13 protein-coding genes are annotated in these 15,278 nt (G+C 65.1%); 7 read left to right on the top strand and 6 right to left on the bottom strand.

Features of this window, described 5'->3' with window-relative positions:
- Nucleotides 1-51 precede the first annotated feature (51 nt).
- Genes lexA through N7650_RS05065 form a run of 4 tightly spaced genes read left to right on the top strand, consistent with a single transcriptional unit; the run spans nucleotide 52 to nucleotide 5,788 of the window.
- Nucleotides 52-669, top strand: coding sequence for a transcriptional repressor LexA (gene lexA, locus N7650_RS05050; RefSeq protein ID WP_009401036.1), 618 nt, complete (start codon nucleotides 52-54; stop codon nucleotides 667-669).
- Nucleotides 669-1,289, top strand: a complete 621-nt coding sequence (gene imuA / locus N7650_RS05055) for a translesion DNA synthesis-associated protein ImuA (RefSeq protein WP_279897266.1) — start codon at nucleotides 669-671, stop codon at nucleotides 1,287-1,289. The genes lexA and imuA overlap by 1 nt, the downstream gene beginning before the upstream one ends.
- 6 nt (nucleotides 1,290-1,295) lie before the next feature.
- On the top strand, nucleotides 1,296-2,714 hold the full coding sequence (locus tag N7650_RS05060; RefSeq protein ID WP_279897267.1) for a DNA polymerase Y family protein: 1,419 nt from the start codon (nucleotides 1,296-1,298) through the stop codon (nucleotides 2,712-2,714).
- Complete coding sequence (locus N7650_RS05065) at nucleotides 2,690-5,788, top strand: error-prone DNA polymerase (RefSeq protein ID WP_279897268.1); 3,099 nt, start codon at nucleotides 2,690-2,692, stop codon at nucleotides 5,786-5,788. Before N7650_RS05060 ends, N7650_RS05065 begins: the two co-directional genes overlap by 25 nt.
- A gap of 3 nt (nucleotides 5,789-5,791) precedes the next feature.
- Here the strand turns inward: N7650_RS05065 and N7650_RS05070 are convergent, their stop codons facing one another.
- Nucleotides 5,792-6,613, bottom strand: coding sequence for an aldo/keto reductase (locus N7650_RS05070; protein WP_279897269.1), 822 nt, complete (start codon nucleotides 6,611-6,613; stop codon nucleotides 5,792-5,794).
- Nucleotides 6,614-6,671: 58 nt separating this feature from the next.
- On the bottom strand, nucleotides 6,672-7,580 hold the full coding sequence (locus tag N7650_RS05075) for a LysR substrate-binding domain-containing protein (RefSeq protein WP_279897270.1): 909 nt from the start codon (nucleotides 7,578-7,580) through the stop codon (nucleotides 6,672-6,674).
- A 107-nt stretch (nucleotides 7,581-7,687) separates the two neighbouring features.
- Between N7650_RS05075 and N7650_RS05080 the strand changes: the two genes are divergently transcribed.
- Both N7650_RS05080 and N7650_RS05085 read left to right on the top strand, forming a co-directional pair.
- Nucleotides 7,688-8,386, top strand: a complete 699-nt coding sequence (locus tag N7650_RS05080) for a CoA transferase subunit A (protein WP_009401029.1) — start codon at nucleotides 7,688-7,690, stop codon at nucleotides 8,384-8,386.
- A gap of 32 nt (nucleotides 8,387-8,418) precedes the next feature.
- The gene (locus tag N7650_RS05085) at nucleotides 8,419-9,075 is read left to right on the top strand and encodes a CoA transferase subunit B (RefSeq protein WP_279897271.1); all 657 of its coding nucleotides are present in this window, start codon (nucleotides 8,419-8,421) and stop codon (nucleotides 9,073-9,075) included.
- A 191-nt stretch (nucleotides 9,076-9,266) separates the two neighbouring features.
- On the opposite strand, the gene N7650_RS05090 is transcribed toward N7650_RS05085, so the two are convergent.
- Nucleotides 9,267-10,193 (bottom strand): LysR family transcriptional regulator, encoded by a 927-nt coding sequence (locus N7650_RS05090; RefSeq protein WP_009401027.1) that lies wholly within the window; start codon nucleotides 10,191-10,193, stop codon nucleotides 9,267-9,269.
- A gap of 138 nt (nucleotides 10,194-10,331) precedes the next feature.
- Here N7650_RS05090 and N7650_RS05095 point away from each other — a divergent pair, with 138 nt between their 5' ends.
- Complete coding sequence (locus N7650_RS05095; RefSeq protein ID WP_009401026.1) at nucleotides 10,332-11,561, top strand: acyl-CoA dehydrogenase; 1,230 nt, start codon at nucleotides 10,332-10,334, stop codon at nucleotides 11,559-11,561.
- 103 nt (nucleotides 11,562-11,664) lie between these two features.
- On the opposite strand, the gene N7650_RS05100 is transcribed toward N7650_RS05095, so the two are convergent.
- The 3 genes from N7650_RS05100 to xthA form a co-directional block, all read right to left on the bottom strand.
- A complete protein-coding gene (locus N7650_RS05100) occupies nucleotides 11,665-12,660 on the bottom strand; it encodes a TerC family protein (RefSeq protein ID WP_279897272.1) in 996 nt (331 codons plus the stop codon).
- Nucleotides 12,661-12,811: 151 nt separating this feature from the next.
- Nucleotides 12,812-14,101 (bottom strand): phosphate ABC transporter substrate-binding/OmpA family protein, encoded by a 1,290-nt coding sequence (locus N7650_RS05105; RefSeq protein ID WP_279897273.1) that lies wholly within the window; start codon nucleotides 14,099-14,101, stop codon nucleotides 12,812-12,814.
- Nucleotides 14,102-14,287: 186 nt separating this feature from the next.
- A complete protein-coding gene (gene xthA / locus N7650_RS05110) occupies nucleotides 14,288-15,100 on the bottom strand; it encodes an exodeoxyribonuclease III (RefSeq protein WP_009401023.1) in 813 nt (270 codons plus the stop codon).
- Between the last annotated feature and the right edge of the window lie 178 nt (nucleotides 15,101-15,278).

Below are 15,278 nucleotides of genomic sequence, written 5' to 3' on the forward strand. Positions count from 1 at the left end.
TCATACCCGCCGATCGATGGTGCTGGTCAGTGGAGTACGAAAAGAGTACAAATGTATCCCATGACCAGACTCTCTCCCAAACGCAGCGCCATCCTCACCTTCATCCGTGATCGCATCACCGGAGAAGGGCGGCCGCCGAGCCTTTCCGATATCGCCCAGGCCTTCGGTTTCGCCTCGCGCAGCGTGGCGCGCAAGCATGTCCAGGCCCTTTGCGAGGCCGGTTTCATCGAGATCACGCCGAACCAGGCGCGTAGCATCCGCCTGGCCGGTCCCTTGCGTCGGCCCGAGGTGCTGGACATCCCGGTGCTTGGCCAGGTGGCGGCGGGCCGGCCGATCGGCCCGGACGTGGATATCCACGAGCAGTTGCTGCTCGATGCCCACCTGTTCAGCCGCAGCCCGGACTACCTGCTCAAGGTCCGTGGCGATTCGATGATCGACGACGGCATCCTCGACGGCGACCTGGTGGGCATCCGCCAGCAGCCCGACCCCCGGGACGGCCAGATCGTGGTCGCGCGCCTCGATGGCGAGGTGACCATCAAGCGTTTCGAACGTGGCAACGGCCACTACCGCTTGCTGCCGCGCAACCCGGCCTATGAGCCGATCATTGTCGGTCCGGACCGCGACTTCGTCATCGAAGGCGTGTTCTGCGGCCTGGTCAGGCGTGACTGATGGGCGCGGTGGTCAGCCTCGACGGGCTGCTCGATACCCGCCGTGTCTGGAAAGGCCGGCCGGTGGTCGAGGACCATGGCCTGCAGCCCACAGGGCATGCCGCACTGGATGCGGTGCTGCCTGGCGGTGGCTGGCCGGCGGCCGCGCTCAGCGAGCTGTTGCTGGCGCAGGAGGGCGCGGGTGAGCTGCAACTGCTCTGGCCCAGCCTGGCACGGCTGACCTCGGCTGGTGAGCGGGTGGTGCTGGTGGCTCCGCCGTTCATTCCCTATCCTCCGGCCTGGCAGGCCGCGGGCGTGGATTTGCGCTGGCTGTCGGTGATCGAGGCGGGCAGCAAGGAAAGCCTGTGGGCTGCCGAGCAATGCCTGCGCTCCGGCAGTTGCGCCGCCGTGCTGTGCTGGCCACAGCGTGCCGATGACCGTGCATTACGGCGTTTGCAGGTGGCTGCCGAAACCGGCCAGGCCCTGGCCTTCGCCTGTCGCGACCAGGGTGCTGGGCTCAATCCGTCGCCTGCGGCCCTGCGCATCGCTGTCGATAGCAAGCCGGCGCAATGGCGGGTACTCAAGTGCCGTGGCGGGCTGGCGCCGGCCCGGCCAATCGCCGCCAGCGGACGCACAGGGTGAGACGCCATGCTCTGGGCTTGCATCCTGTTACCGCAACTGGCGCTCGACAGTGTCCTGCGCAGGCGTGAAGACGCCGATCAACCGCTGGTTCTGATTACCGGTCCGGCCAATCGCCGGATAGTGCAGGCGGTCAATCCGCCTGCCCGGGCCCTTGGCCTGCGCGCCGGGCAAAGCCTGGCCACGGCCCAGGCCCTGGCCGGCGGTTTCACCACGGTGGAGCACGATCCTGCTGCTACCGAGTGCCAGCAGCAGTTGCTTGCCGCCTGGGCCTACCGCTTCAGTTCCCAGGTCAGCCTGCATTACCCCCGTGCCCTGCTGCTCGAAGTGGAATCCAGCCTGGGCCTGTTCGGACCCTGGCCCAGGTTCGAGGCCTGCTTGCGCAAGGAATTGAAGACCCTGGGCTTCAGCCACCGTATCGTCCTGGCCAGCAACCCGGTGGCGGCGCGGATGCTGGCCAATGCCCATGACGGGCTGGCAGCCAGCGATGCCGAGCTCACCCGTGCCGCACTGGCGGCCATGCCCATCGATCGCCTTGGCCTGCCTGCGGACGCCGCCACGGCCTTCAGCCGCATGGGCCTGCGCCACTTGCACCAGGTATTGACGCTGCCCCGCGAAACCCTGGCCAGGCGTTTTCCCGCCCAGGTGCAACTGCATCTGGACCGTTTGCTGGGGCTGCGTGCCATGGCCCTGGACTGCTACCTGCCGCCGGACCGTTTCGAGTCGCGGCTGGAACTGAACTTCGATGTGGAGTCCAGCCAGGCCCTGCTGTTTCCGCTACGGCGGATGATCGAGGACCTGGCCGCCTTTCTTGCCGGGCGCGATGCCGGGGTGCAGCGCTTCGACCTGTTCCTGGAGCATGCCGAGGGCGCCGACACGCGGCTGCAGGTCGGCCTGCTGGCGGCCGAACGCGACGCCGGGCGCCTGCTGGAGCTGGCCCGCGGCCGCCTGGAGCAACTGAGCCTGCGCGCTGCAGTGCGCAACCTGCGCTTAAGCGCCGAGGAACTGCCGGCCTTCGTGCCCCTGGCCGGCGAATTGTTCTCGGCCAGGGCCCAGCAGCAACAGGGTTGGGAGCAGTTGCGCGAACGCCTGCGGGCCCGTCTCGGCGATGATGCGGTGCGTACCGTGGGCGTGGTGGCCGATCACCGTCCGGAATATGCCTGGCGCAGTGCTGATCTGCCGGCTACCTGCGCTCCTGGTCCGGCACCGCGTCCCGGTTGGTTGCTGGAAGCGCCGCGATCCCTGCCGCTGAACGGCCTGCGCCTGCTGGCCGGGCCGGAGCGCATCGAGTCCGGCTGGTGGGATGGCGGCGATGTGCGCCGTGACTACTACCTGGTGGAGACCGCCGCCGGCCAGCGCGGCTGGGCTTATCGCCAGTTGGGCGAAAGCCGCGACAGCCCGCTGTGGCTGCAAGGCTGGTTCGCATGAGTGGTTATGCCGAGCTGCATTGCCTGTCGAACTTCAGTTTCCAGCGCGGGGCATCGAGTGCGATGGAGCTGTTCGGGCGAGCGAAACAGCAGGGCTACAAGGCCCTGGCGATCACCGACGAATGCACCCTGGCCGGGATCGTCCGGGCCTGGGATGCGGCGAGAAAGGTCGAACTGCCGCTGATCGTCGGCAGCGAGATGCGCGTGGAAGACGGCCCGAAGCTGGTGCTGCTGGTGGAAAGCCCGACGGGTTACCAGCGTCTGTGCGGCTTGATCACCCAGGCCCGGCGGCGTACGGAAAAGGGCAGCTACCGGGTTCTGCGCGAAGACTTCGAACAACCCATGGACGGCCTGCTGGCGCTCTGGGTTGCGGATGCTACGGACGACCCGGCCCCTGGCCGCTGGCTGCGCGAGATTTTCGGCGAGCGCCTGTGGCTGGCCGTGCACCTGCACCACGGCCATGACGACCGCCAGCGCCTGCAGGACTTGCTGGCCCTGGCCCGCGAGCTGGATATCCGCCCGCTGGCCTGCGGCGACGTGCATATGCACAGCCGGGGGCGACGAGCCTTGCAGGACTGCATGACCGCCATCCGTCATCACACCACCGTTGCCGAGGCCGGGCACCGCCTGTTCGCCAATGGCGAGCGCCATCTGCGTCCGCTCGAACAGCTGGCCGCGCTGTATCCACCGGCCTTGCTGGAGGAAACCACGCGGATCGCCGCACGCTGTCACTTCGAACTCAAGCGCGACATCAACTATCAGTACCCCCACGAAATCGTGCCCCAGGGCTACACCGCCGGCGCCTGGCTGCGCGACCTCTGCGAGCGAGGAATCCCCACGCGCTGGCCGGCGGGCATCAGCGACAAGAATCGCCAAGCACTGGAACACGAACTGCAACTGATCACCGACCTTGAATACGAGTCCTACTTCCTCACCGTCCATGACATCGTCCGCTTCGCCCGCGAGCAGGGCATCCTGTGCCAGGGCCGTGGCTCGGCGGCCAATTCGGTGGTGTGTTTCGTCCTCGGCATCACCGAGCTGGACCCGAGCCAGACCAGCCTGCTGTTCGAACGCTTCCTGTCCCGTGAACGCAAGGAGCCGCCGGATATCGACGTGGACTTCGAGCACGACCGCCGCGAGGAAGTCCTGCAATACGTGTTCAGGCGTTACGGTCGCCATCGCGCCGCCCTGACGGCGGTGGTCAGCACTTACCATGCCTCCGGCGCGATACGTGATATCGGCCGGGTGCTGGGCCTGCCGCCGGACCAGCTGGGCGCCTTGTCCGACTGCTGCGGGCGCTGGAGCGACCGGGTGCCGTCGCCCGAGCGCCTGGTGGAAGCCGGCTTCGACCCGGACAGCCCGCTGCTGCACCGGGTCTTGACCCTGACCGGCGAGCTGATGGGCTTCCCCCGGCACCTGTCCCAGCACCCCGGCGGCTTCGTTATCAGCGAGCAGCCGCTGGATACCCTGGTGCCGGTGGAGAACGCCGCCATGCAAGAGCGCACGGTGATCCAGTGGGACAAGGACGACCTCGACATGATGGGCCTGCTCAAGGTCGATGTACTGGCGCTGGGCATGCTCAGCGCCTTGCGCCGCTGTTTCGATCTCTACGAGGTGCATCGCGGCAAGCGCCTGAGCATCGCCGCAATCCCGGCGGACGACCGCCCGACCTACGACATGATCAGCCGCGCCGACACCATCGGTGTGTTCCAGATCGAGTCGCGGGCGCAGATGGCCATGCTGCCTAGGCTCAGGCCGCAGAAGTTCTACGACCTGGTTATCCAGGTGGCGATCGTGCGGCCGGGGCCGATTCAGGGGGACATGGTGCATCCCTACCTGCGTCGGCGAAACAATCAGGAAGAGGTGGTCTATCCCTCGGAAAAGCTCAAGGCGGTCTTCGAACGCACCCTCGGCGTACCGCTGTTCCAGGAGCAGGTCATGTCCCTGGCCATCGTCGCCGCCGACTTCACCCCCGGCGAAGCCGACGAGTTGCGTCGCTCCATGGCGGCCTGGAAGCGTCATGGCGGGCTCGAGCCGCATCGCGTTCGCCTCACCGAGGGCATGCTGCGCAACGGCTACGACCTGGCGTTCGCCGAACGTATCTTCGAGCAGATCAAGGGCTTCGGCAGCTACGGTTTCCCCGAGTCCCATGCCGCCAGTTTCGCCCTGCTGACCTACGCCAGTTGCTGGCTCAAGTGCCATGAGCCGGCGATCTTTGCCTGCGCCCTGATCAACAGCTGGCCCATGGGTTTCTACAGTCCGGACCAGATCCTCCAGGACGCGCGCAGGCATGCCATCGAGATTCGCCCGGTGGATGTCCGGCACAGCCACTGGGATTGCAGCCTGGAACCGGGGCAGGGCGGCGCGCTGGCACTGCGTATCGGCCTGCGGCAGGTGCGCGGGTTTCGCGAAGAGGATGCCCGGCGTCTGGCCCGGGTGCGGGAAGTACAGGCGTTCCGCGATGTCGGTGACCTGTGCCTGCGCGCCGGGCTCGACAACCGCGCCCGCGACCTGCTGGCCGATGCCGGTGCACTCGCTGCACTGGCGGGGCACCGTTACCAGGCGCGCTGGGAAGTGGCCGCGGTGCAGGCGCAACTCCCCTTGTTCGCCGGCATCGAGCCGACTCCGGAAATCGCGGTGGCGTTGCCCGCGCCCAGCGTGGGCGAGGACCTGTTCGCCGACTACAACAGCATCGGCACCACCCTTGGCCCGCATCCCCTGAGCCTGCTGCGCCGTCGTCTCACCGCCCTGGGCTGTCGCAGTTCGCGGGCGCTGGACGATGTGGCGCATGGCGACAGCATCAGCGTGGCCGGGCTAGTAGTCGGTCGGCAGCGCCCGCAGACCGCCAGCGGGGTGACCTTCGTTACCCTGGAAGACGAGTTCGGCATGCTCAACGTGGTGGTCTGGCGCGATCTGGCCGAGCGCCAGCGACGGGTGCTGGTAGGTGCACAACTGATGCAGGTACGCGGCAAGCTGGAGTTCGCCGATGGCGTACGCCATCTGATCGCCCGGCGCCTGGAAGATCTCAGCCCGCTATTGAGCGGGCTGGATGTGCGTAGCCGGGACTTTCACTGAGGGTCAGACCACCGCCAGGCGTTGCTTGCGGGTCGGGGCAGGGAAGGCCTGGTCGATGGCTTGCAGGTCCTCGGCATCGAGGCCCAGCCGGCCTGCCGCCGCATTGAGCTGTACATGGCGTGGCTCCACCGCCTTGGGGATCGCGATCACCCCGTCATTGCGGGTGACCCAGGCCAGGCTGACCTGGGCGGGTGTGACGCCGTGGCGTTCGGCGACCTGCGCCAGAACCGGATGGCGCAGCAGGCGCCCGGCCTGGGCCAGCGGGCAGTAGGCCATGACCGGTACCTGGTGTTCGCGGCACCAGGGCAGCAGGTCGAACTCGATGCCGCGTTGCTCCGGGTTGTACAGCACCTGGTCGGTAGCGCAGGCCGGATTGTCCAGTTCGCGCATATCGTCGCTATCGAAGTTGGATACCCCCCAGCGCCCGATCTTGCCCGCTTCGCGCAGGCGCTCGAAGGCCTCCACGGTTTCTTCCAGCGGGTACTGGCCGCGCCAGTGCAACAGGTACAGGTCGATATGGTCGGTGGCCAGGCGTTGCAGGCTGCGCTCGCAGGCGGCGATGGCCCCTTGGCGGCTGGCGTTGTGCGGGTACACCTTGCTGACCAGGAAAACCTGGTCCCGGCGCCCGGCCAGGGCTTCGCCGACCACTTCCTCGGCGCCGCCTTCAGCGTACATCTCCGCGGTATCGATCAGTGTCAGGCCGAGGTCGATGCCTTGCTGCAGGGCGGCGACCTCACGCCGGCGCTGACCCGGGTCTTCACCCATGTACCAGGTGCCCTGGCCGATGACCGGGGCCTGATGGTTGCCGAGTGTTGTCGTTCTCATCTGTCAAACTCCTCCTGAATGTTCTGGCCTCATCGCTGGCTTGCCAGCGATGAGGCCATCAGCCACACCACAAATCACAACCAGGATCGGTGACCTCAGCCACCAACACATCCAAAACCGCCTGCGCCGCTGCCGACAATTTATGATCCGCCAGCATCGTCACACCGATCCTGCGCTCCACCACCGGCTCCACCAGCGCCACGCACTGCGCTCCCAGCTCGCGCATCTGGCCGATGCACAGCGCCGGCACGGCACTGACCCCCAGCCCGTTGGCGACCATCCGGCCAATGGTAGACAACTGATGACTTTCGAACGCCACCGCCAGCTTGCCGTGATCCGCCGCCACATGCCGTTCCAGCAGCAGGCGCACCGCCGACGGTCGCTGCAGCGCAATGAAATCCTCGCGCAGCAACTCCGTCCAGCTCACCTGGGCCTGCCCTGCCAGCGGCGAGTCCTTCGGCACCACGGCGACGAAACGGTCCAGGTACAACGGCCGGAACAGCAACGGCTCGCTGGATTCCGGCTCGAAACCGATGCCCAGCTCCACGCGCCGATGCCGGACCAGTTCCAGTACCTGTTCATTGATCACGTCATGCACCGTGACGGTCACCCGCGGGTAGCGCTGGCGAAACAGCTTGAGCACCGGCGGCAGCAGGTTGCCGGCGAAGGCCGGCATGGCGGCGATCGACACCCGCCCCAACTGCAGGGTGAAGTGCTGGCGCAGCAACTCCTCGGTGTTGTCCCAGTCGGCCAGCAGTTGCCGGGCCAGGGGCAACAGGACCTGGCCTTCCGGAGTCAGGCTGACACTGCGCGTGGTACGGCTGAGCAGGGCGCCGCCGAGTTGCTCTTCCAGACCCTTGATGGTCAGGCTCAGCGCAGGCTGCGATATATGCAGGTGCTCACCGGCCTGGGCGAAGCTCTGGTAGGTGGCGACCGCGACGAAGGCGCGCAATTGCTTGAGGTTCATGGAATTGTTTTGAAATCCAAATCAATCAATGAGAAAAACAAAATTAACAAATCAGTCCTCAGAGAGGAAGATCCGTCCAGCCCTACAACGACAACAAGGCGGATCACATGGCCGGACTGGACAAGCGCGTAGCAACCTATGAACAGGCCCTCGAAGGCCTGACCGACGACATGACGGTACTGGCCGGCGGTTTCGGCCTCTGCGGCATTCCCGAGAATCTCATTGCCGAGATCAAGCGCCGCGGTGTCACCGGCCTGACCGTGGTCTCCAACAACTGCGGTGTCGATGGCTTCGGCCTCGGCGTGCTCCTGGAAGACCGCCAGATCCGCAAGATGATCGCCTCCTATGTAGGCGAGAACGCTGAATTCGAACGCCAGTTGCTTAGTGGCGAACTGGAAGTGGAACTCACCCCGCAAGGCACACTGGCCGAGAAGATGCGCGCCGGTGGCGCCGGGATCCCGGCCTTCTACACCGCCACCGGCTACGGCACCCCGGTCGCCGAAGGCAAGGAAGTGCGCCAGTTCAACGGGCGCCATTACATCCTCGAAGAAGCCATCACCGGCGACTTCGCCATCGTCAAGGGCTGGAAGGCCGACCACTACGGCAACGTGGTGTACCGCAACACCGCACAGAACTTCAACCCGCTGGCCGCCACCGCCGGCCGGATCACCGTGGTCGAGGTCGAGGAGATCGTCGAACCGGGCGTGCTGCTGCCAAGCGAGATCCACACCCCGGGCATCTATGTCGACCGGGTCATCGTCGGCACTTTCGAGAAGCGCATCGAAAAGCGCACCGTCAAAGCCTGACCCGTCCCCAGAACAACGAAGAGATCCTGACCATGGCACTTACCCGCGAACAAATGGCCCAGCGCGTCGCCCGCGAACTCAAGGACGGCTACTACGTCAACCTCGGCATCGGCATTCCGACACTGGTGGCCAACTACGTCCCCGCCGATATGGACGTGATGCTGCAATCGGAAAACGGCCTGCTGGGCATGGGCGAATTCCCCAGCGAAGGCCAGCTCGATGCCGACATGATCAACGCCGGCAAGCAGACCGTGACCGCCCGCCGTGGCGCGTCGATCTTCAACTCGGCCGAATCCTTCGCGATGATCCGCGGCGGGCATGTCGATCTCACCGTGCTCGGCGCCTTCGAAGTGGACGTGGAAGGCAACATCGCCTCCTGGATGATCCCCGGCAAGCTGGTCAAGGGCATGGGCGGGGCGATGGACCTGGTGGCCGGTGCCGAGAACATCATCGTCACCATGACCCATGCATCCAAGGATGGCGAGTCCAAGCTGCTGCCGCGCTGCAGCCTGCCGCTGACCGGCGCCGGCTGCATCCGCAAGGTGCTGACCGACCTGGCCTACCTGGAAATCGACAATGGCGCCTTCATCCTCAAGGAGACGGCGCCTGGGGTAAGTGTCGAGGAAATCATCGAGAAGACCGCGGGCAAGCTGATCGTGGCCGACGATGTGAAGGAAATGACCTTCTGATCTTCTGTTCCCGAGGGCCCTATCGCTGGCAAGCCAGTCCCCCCGGGGGCTGGAGTCAAACGGTGGGCCCGCTTACTACGCTGACCCTGTGGGAGCTGGCTTGCCAGCGATAGGGCCCTCGAGAACACCTTGAGCAACAAGCCGGTCCGGGGCAGGGAACCACGCACTCCCTGCCGCAGACCGGCTCCCGCCTACTGCTTCGCCTCCCGCTCATCCTGCGCCACCACCGCCTGGCACAACTCGATCATCTGCTCGCGCATCCAGCGGTTGGCCGGGTCCTGGTCGGTGCTTTCATGCCAGTACAGATGGGTTTCCAGTGGCGGCACATCGTTCACCGGCAAGCGTACGTAGTTCAGTTGATGACGCCGGGCGAAACGCTCCGGCACGGTCATCACCATATCGGTCTGCTGCAGCACCTGGGAGGCCATCAGGTAATGCTGCGAGCGCAGGGCGATGCGCCGTTGCAGGCCCATCTTGCCCAGTGCCAGGTCCACGTAACCCAGACCGTTGCGGCGGCTGGAGATATGGATATGAGTCATGCCCATGTACTCGTCGAGGCTGATCCGCTCCTTCGCCATCGGATGCCCCTGGCGCAGGGCGCAGACGTACTGGTCCTGCATCAGCTTGACGTGGCGCACCTGCGGGTCGGTGTTGAGCGGCGCATCCACGGCGAAGTCCAGGCGCCCGGCGGCCAGCTCCTTGGTGGTCTCGCGGCGCTTGCACAGGAAGCTTTCGATCACCACCGCCGGCGCCAGGCGGCGCAGGCGCTGGAATAGCGGCGGCAGGACCACCGCCTCGGTGAGGTCGGTCATGCTGATGCGGAACGTCTTGTTGGCCTGCAACGGGTTGAAGATCCGGCTTTCCTGCACCGATACGCGCAACAGCGACAGGGCGTTGCGCACCGGGCCGATGATGTTCTGCGCCATCGGCGTCGGCACCATGCCCTGGGCAGTACGCACGAACAGCGGATCGTTGAAGGTTTCGCGCAGCCGGGCCAGGGCGTTGGACACCGCCGGCTGGGTAATGCCGACGATCTGCCCGGCACGGGTCAGGTTGGCTTCGGTGTAGATCGCATCGAAAACGATGAACAGATTCAGGTCGACCTTGTTCAGGTTCATGGGCACTGCTCTTGTTGGTGTTATCGGCCGATCATATATCGGTTATGAATGTTTATACACGCTGAAAATAGACTAGGTGGATTTTGACCGGTGTTCTAGCATCCGTTGCAGATCCCTTTCCCGAAGAAGGTACTGCTGATGGATTTCGCCTACACACCCAAGGTCCAGGCCCTGCGCGAGCGCGTCACGGCGTTCATGGATGCCTATGTCTATCCCGCCGAAGCGGTGTTCGAGCGCCAGGTCGCCGAGGGTGATCGCTGGCAGCCGACGGCGATCATGGAAGAGCTGAAGAACAAGGCCAAGGCCGAGGGCCTGTGGAACCTGTTCCTGCCCGAGTCGGAGCTGGGCGCCGGCCTGACCAACCTGGAATATGCGCCGTTGGCCGAGATCATGGGCCGTTCGCTGCTGGGGCCGGAGCCGTTCAACTGCTCGGCACCGGATACCGGCAATATGGAAGTGCTGGTGCGCTATGGCAGCGAGGAGCAGAAGCGCCAATGGCTGGAACCGCTGCTGCGTGGCGAGATCCGTTCCGCCTTCGCCATGACCGAACCGGACGTAGCCTCGTCCGACGCGACCAACATGGCCGCCCGCGCCGAGCGCCAGGGCGACGAGTGGGTGATCAACGGGCGCAAATGGTGGACCTCCGGCGCCTGCGATCCGCGCTGCAAGGTGATGATCTTCATGGGCCTGAGCAATCCGGACAACCCGCGCCACCAGCAGCATTCGATGATCCTCGTGCCCACCGATGCGCCAGGGGTGAAGATCGTTCGCCCGTTGCCGGTATTCGGTTATGACGACGCGCCCCATGGCCATGCCGAGGTGTTGTTCGAGAACGTGCGGGTACCGTACGAGAACGTGATCCTCGGCGAGGGCCGTGGTTTCGAGATTGCCCAGGGACGCCTCGGTCCTGGCCGTATCCACCACTGCATGCGTTCCATCGGCATGGCCGAACGGGCCCTTGAACTGATGTGCAAGCGCTCGGTGGCGCGTACCGCCTTCGGTCGTCCGCTGGCGCGGCTGGGCGGTAACGTCGACAAGATCGCCGACTCGCGCATGGAAATCGACATGGCCCGCCTGCTGACCCTGAAGGCGGCGTACATGATGGACACCGCAGGCAACAAGGTGGCCCGCAGCGAAATCGCGCAGATCAAGGTGGTGGCGCCGAACGTGGCGCTGAGGGTGATCGACCGGGCGATCCAGATCCATGGTGGCGCCGGGGTTTCCGGGGACTTCCCGCTGGCCTACATGTACGCGATGCAGCGCACCCTGCGCCTGGCCGACGGCCCGGATGAAGTGCACCGTGCGGCGATCGGCAAGTACGAGATCGGCAAGTATGTGCCGAAGGAGATGTTGCGTAGCAGCCACTAATCTTAAGGTTGGCAGCTAACCCCTGTGGGAGCTGGCTTGCCAGCGATTGCTGTAGTGATTCACCATAGCTATCGCTGGCAAGCCAGCTCCCACAGGTTAGCGGTCAGCCTTCTTTTTGTGGTGATTTTTCAGCCCTTGTCTTGAACAGCGACAACACCACCCCGCCCGCCAGCAAGCCGAAGGTCACCCCCAGCGACACCAGCGCCGGGATCTTGCCGATGAACCCATGCAGGAAGATCTTCCCGCCGATGAAGATCAGCACCAGCGCCAGCGCGTACTTCAGGTAGACGAACCTGTGCATCAGCGCCGCCAGGGCAAAGTACAGGGCCCGCAGGCCCAGAATGGCGAAGATGTTCGAGGTGTAGACGATGAACGGGTCCTGGGTGATGGAGAAGATCGCCGGCACGCTGTCCACCGCGAACACCAGGTCGGCCAGCTCGATCAGCACCAGGGCCAGGAACAGCGGCGTGGCGTAGAGAATCGCCTTCGAGCCGCCCGGTGGCGTCAGACGCACGAAGAAGTGCGCGTCATGCAGGCGGTCGGTAACTCGCACATGTTTCTTGATGAACCTGATCATCGGGTTGTTGGCCAGGTCCGGATGCGAATCCTCGCGGCTGAACAGCATCTTCACCCCGGTGATCAGCAGGAAGGCGCCGAACACGTAGAGAATCCAGTCGAACTCCTTCACCAGGGCGCTGCCGACGCCGATCATGATCGCCCGCAGCACCACCACCCCGAGGATCCCCCAGAACAGCACGCGGTGCTGGTAGCGTCGGGGAATGCCGAAGTAGCCGAAGATCATCGCCATGACGAAGACGTTGTCCATCGACAGCGACTGTTCCACCAGCAGCCCGGTATAGAACTCCAGGGCGCTCTGGGCGCCGAGTTCGTACCAGATCCAGCCGCCGAACATCAGCCCGACACTGAAGTAGCCGGCGTAGAGCAGCAGGCTCTCGCGCATCTCGATTTCGCGTTGGTCGCGGTGCAGCACCCCGAGGTCGAGGACCAGCAGGGCGACGACGATAACGACGAAGGCCAGCCAAAGCAGGCCGCTGGTGCCGAGGAATTCGGCATTGATGAAATCATGCAGAGCTGTCATGAGCCCCTCCCTATGTCGTGGAAGTGACTCCGACATGGCGGTCGAATGACCGTCAGAGGGGCCCGGCGTCACATGTTTCAGCCTAGTCGGCGACAGGCGCGGGGTCGGGTGAGAGCGTTACAAGGTCTTACAAGGATGAGCGAAACCTCCTTCAGTAAACCCAGGCTTCGACACGTCGATTGCGTATCCGGCCCTGGGTGTCGGTATTGGCCGCCACCGGCAGCTCGGCGCCGAGGCCGATGACATCGCGCAGGGTCACGCCGGCCCTGACCAGTTCGCGGCGCACCGCCATTGCGCGCAGACGCGACAGCAGGTCGGCGCGACGGGCGTCATCCTTGGCATCGCCGAAGCCCACCAGCACCACCTTGTTGTCCAGCTTGCGGTTCTGCTTGAGGTACTCGGCCAGCCGCTGGATGTCGCTCAGGGCCTTGTTGTCGAGCGTCGCGCTGCCTTCCTGGAAGCGGAAGTTGACCGACAGCCGCCTGGCTTCGCTAGACAGACGGCGGTAGCTTGGCGGCATGTCCGCCTGGGGCTGTTCGTCGATAGTGCGCACGCGCTGGTCGATAAAACCGTTGCTGGCGACGATGGCCTGGCCCTGCGGGCTTTGGCTGAACGCCAGCAGGGCACGGGCGAGGGGATTGTGCTGTGCCGGCGGCAGGTAGAAGTACAGGCGACGCGTCAGCGGGTAATCCTCGCTGGCGATCTGCTCCGGGCTCGGCAGCATCGCCCGCGAGGCACCGTCGGCGACGGCCAGGACCCGCGCGCCGTGCACCGTGCTCAGGCTGCTGAAACCGATGGCATGGCGGTCGTTGCGCACGGCTTCGCTGAGTTCTTCGCCGGACTCGAAGCGCCGGGTGTTCTCGGCCAGGACCTGCTGGTGCGGATCGAGTACCAGGCTCTTGAAGGTTTCCCAGGTGCCGGAGCGGTCGTCACGGGCATACAGGCGGATCGGTCCGCCGCCGACGCCGAGTGCTTCCCAGGTGGTGATCTGCCCGGAAAAGATCTTCGCCAGTTGCTCGATGGTCAGTTGCGGCAGAGGGTTGTCAGGGTGGACCAGCACCGCGACGCCGTCGAGGCCGATGACCTGCTCTGCTTCGGCACTGGTCAGGTTGCCCAGGGCCTGGAGTTCGGCCTGCTCGCTGTCCTTGATCGGGCGCGAGGCAGCCGCCAGGTCGGCGCTGCCGGCCTTGAGTGCGGCGAAACCGGTGCTGGTGCCGTGGGCGGCAATGTCCACCTGGATATCGCCGGCGCTGATGCGCACTTCATTGGCCCGGGCGCCGGGCTCCGTGTGGATATCGCTGGTGCCCCGGCTCTCCAGGAGTCCGCGCACCAGTGCCGGGGCCAGGGCTGCGCCGATGGTGTTGGAACCCTGGATGCGCAGGGTATCGGCAACCGCCAGGGGGGCGAGCAGGGCGAGGAGCAGGGCGCAGGCGCGGATCATTGCCGGAAGGCACTCTCGAAGGGACGAAGGTGGCGGCAGATTAAGACAGGAAGATGAAATAAAAATGACGGCTGTGGCGTGGGACCTTGTGGGAGCTGGCTTGCCAGCGATTTGGCCGGCACTGACGAAGAGGGTGTCAGGTCGGGCCTCATCGCTGGCAAGCCAGCTCCCACAGGGTTCGCGTTGTCAGCTCAATTCAAGCCAGATCGGCGCATGGTCGGACGGCTTTTCCATCCCGCGCAGTTCATAGTCCACACCCGCCGCCTTGACCCGCGGCAACAGCGCATCGGAGGTGAGGATCAGGTCGATGCGCAGCCCGCGTTTCGGTTCATCCTCGAAGCCCCGGCTGCGATAGTCGAACCAGCTGAACTGATCGACCACCTCCGGGTGCAGGTGACGGAAGCTGTCGGTCAGGCCCCAGCCCTTGAGCCTGGCCATCCACTCGCGTTCTTCCGGCAGGAAGCTGCATTTGCCGGTCTTCAACCAGCGCTTGGCGTTGTCCGGGCCGATGCCGATGTCGCAGTCCTCCGGGGAGATATTCACGTCGCCCATCACGATCAGCGGCTGGTCGTTCTTGAACTCGCTTTCCAGCAGGTTCTGCAGGTCGGCATAGAAACGCTGCTTGGCCGGGAACTTGGTGGGGTGGTCGCGGCTTTCGCCCTGGGGGAAATAACCGTTCATGATGGTCACCGGGTTGCCCTGGTCATCGGCGAAGGTGCCCCAGATGAAGCGGCGCTGGGCATCTTCTTCATCGGTGGAGAAGCCCTTGACCAGGCTCAGCGGCGCCTGGCGCGACAGCAGGGCGACGCCGTAATGGCCTTTCTGGCCGTGGTAATGCACGTGGTAACCGAGGGCCTGCACCTCGGCGAGCGGGAACTGATCGTCGGAGACCTTGGTTTCCTGCAGGCCGATCACATCCGGCTGGTGCTTGTCGATCAACGCCGCCAACTGATGGGGCCGGGCGCGCAGGCCGTTGATGTTGAACGAGACGATCTTCATGGAAGGGCAATCCTGGGGAAAAGGCAGGATGCTAGCTGAGTCGGGCGGCAGGGGCCAGCCTCGAGGGCACTGGAAGAGCATCGTTATCACACCCGACTCCGTCCCTGAGCACCTTGTGATTCCCTCCTATACTCCAACCCCATCAGGAAGGAACGTTGGCGCAGCCCACCCCTCAAAG

The sequence above is a fragment of the Pseudomonas sp. GD04058 genome (assembly GCF_029836855.1).
Classification (GTDB): Bacteria; Pseudomonadota; Gammaproteobacteria; order Pseudomonadales; family Pseudomonadaceae; genus Aquipseudomonas; species Aquipseudomonas bharatica.

What these genes read in the sequence shown, in the direction of transcription:
- N7650_RS05075 (WP_279897270.1), bottom strand. Translation starts at nt 7,580, where the DNA reads ATGAACCTCAAGCAATTGCGCGCCTTCGTCGCGGTCGCCACCTACCAG.
- N7650_RS05105 (WP_279897273.1), bottom strand. Translation starts at nt 14,101, where the DNA reads ATGATCCGCGCCTGCGCCCTGCTCCTCGCCCTGCTCGCCCCCCTGGCG.
- N7650_RS05095 (WP_009401026.1), top strand. Translation starts at nt 10,332, where the DNA reads ATGGATTTCGCCTACACACCCAAGGTCCAGGCCCTGCGCGAGCGCGTC.
- N7650_RS05090 (WP_009401027.1), bottom strand. Translation starts at nt 10,193, where the DNA reads ATGAACCTGAACAAGGTCGACCTGAATCTGTTCATCGTTTTCGATGCG.
- imuA (WP_279897266.1), top strand. Translation starts at nt 669, where the DNA reads ATGGGCGCGGTGGTCAGCCTCGACGGGCTGCTCGATACCCGCCGTGTC.
- N7650_RS05060 (WP_279897267.1), top strand. Translation starts at nt 1,296, where the DNA reads ATGCTCTGGGCTTGCATCCTGTTACCGCAACTGGCGCTCGACAGTGTC.
- N7650_RS05080 (WP_009401029.1), top strand. Translation starts at nt 7,688, where the DNA reads ATGGCCGGACTGGACAAGCGCGTAGCAACCTATGAACAGGCCCTCGAA.
- N7650_RS05100 (WP_279897272.1), bottom strand. Translation starts at nt 12,660, where the DNA reads ATGACAGCTCTGCATGATTTCATCAATGCCGAATTCCTCGGCACCAGC.
- lexA (WP_009401036.1), top strand. Translation starts at nt 52, where the DNA reads ATGTATCCCATGACCAGACTCTCTCCCAAACGCAGCGCCATCCTCACC.
- N7650_RS05085 (WP_279897271.1), top strand. Translation starts at nt 8,419, where the DNA reads ATGGCACTTACCCGCGAACAAATGGCCCAGCGCGTCGCCCGCGAACTC.
- xthA (WP_009401023.1), bottom strand. Translation starts at nt 15,100, where the DNA reads ATGAAGATCGTCTCGTTCAACATCAACGGCCTGCGCGCCCGGCCCCAT.
- N7650_RS05070 (WP_279897269.1), bottom strand. Translation starts at nt 6,613, where the DNA reads ATGAGAACGACAACACTCGGCAACCATCAGGCCCCGGTCATCGGCCAG.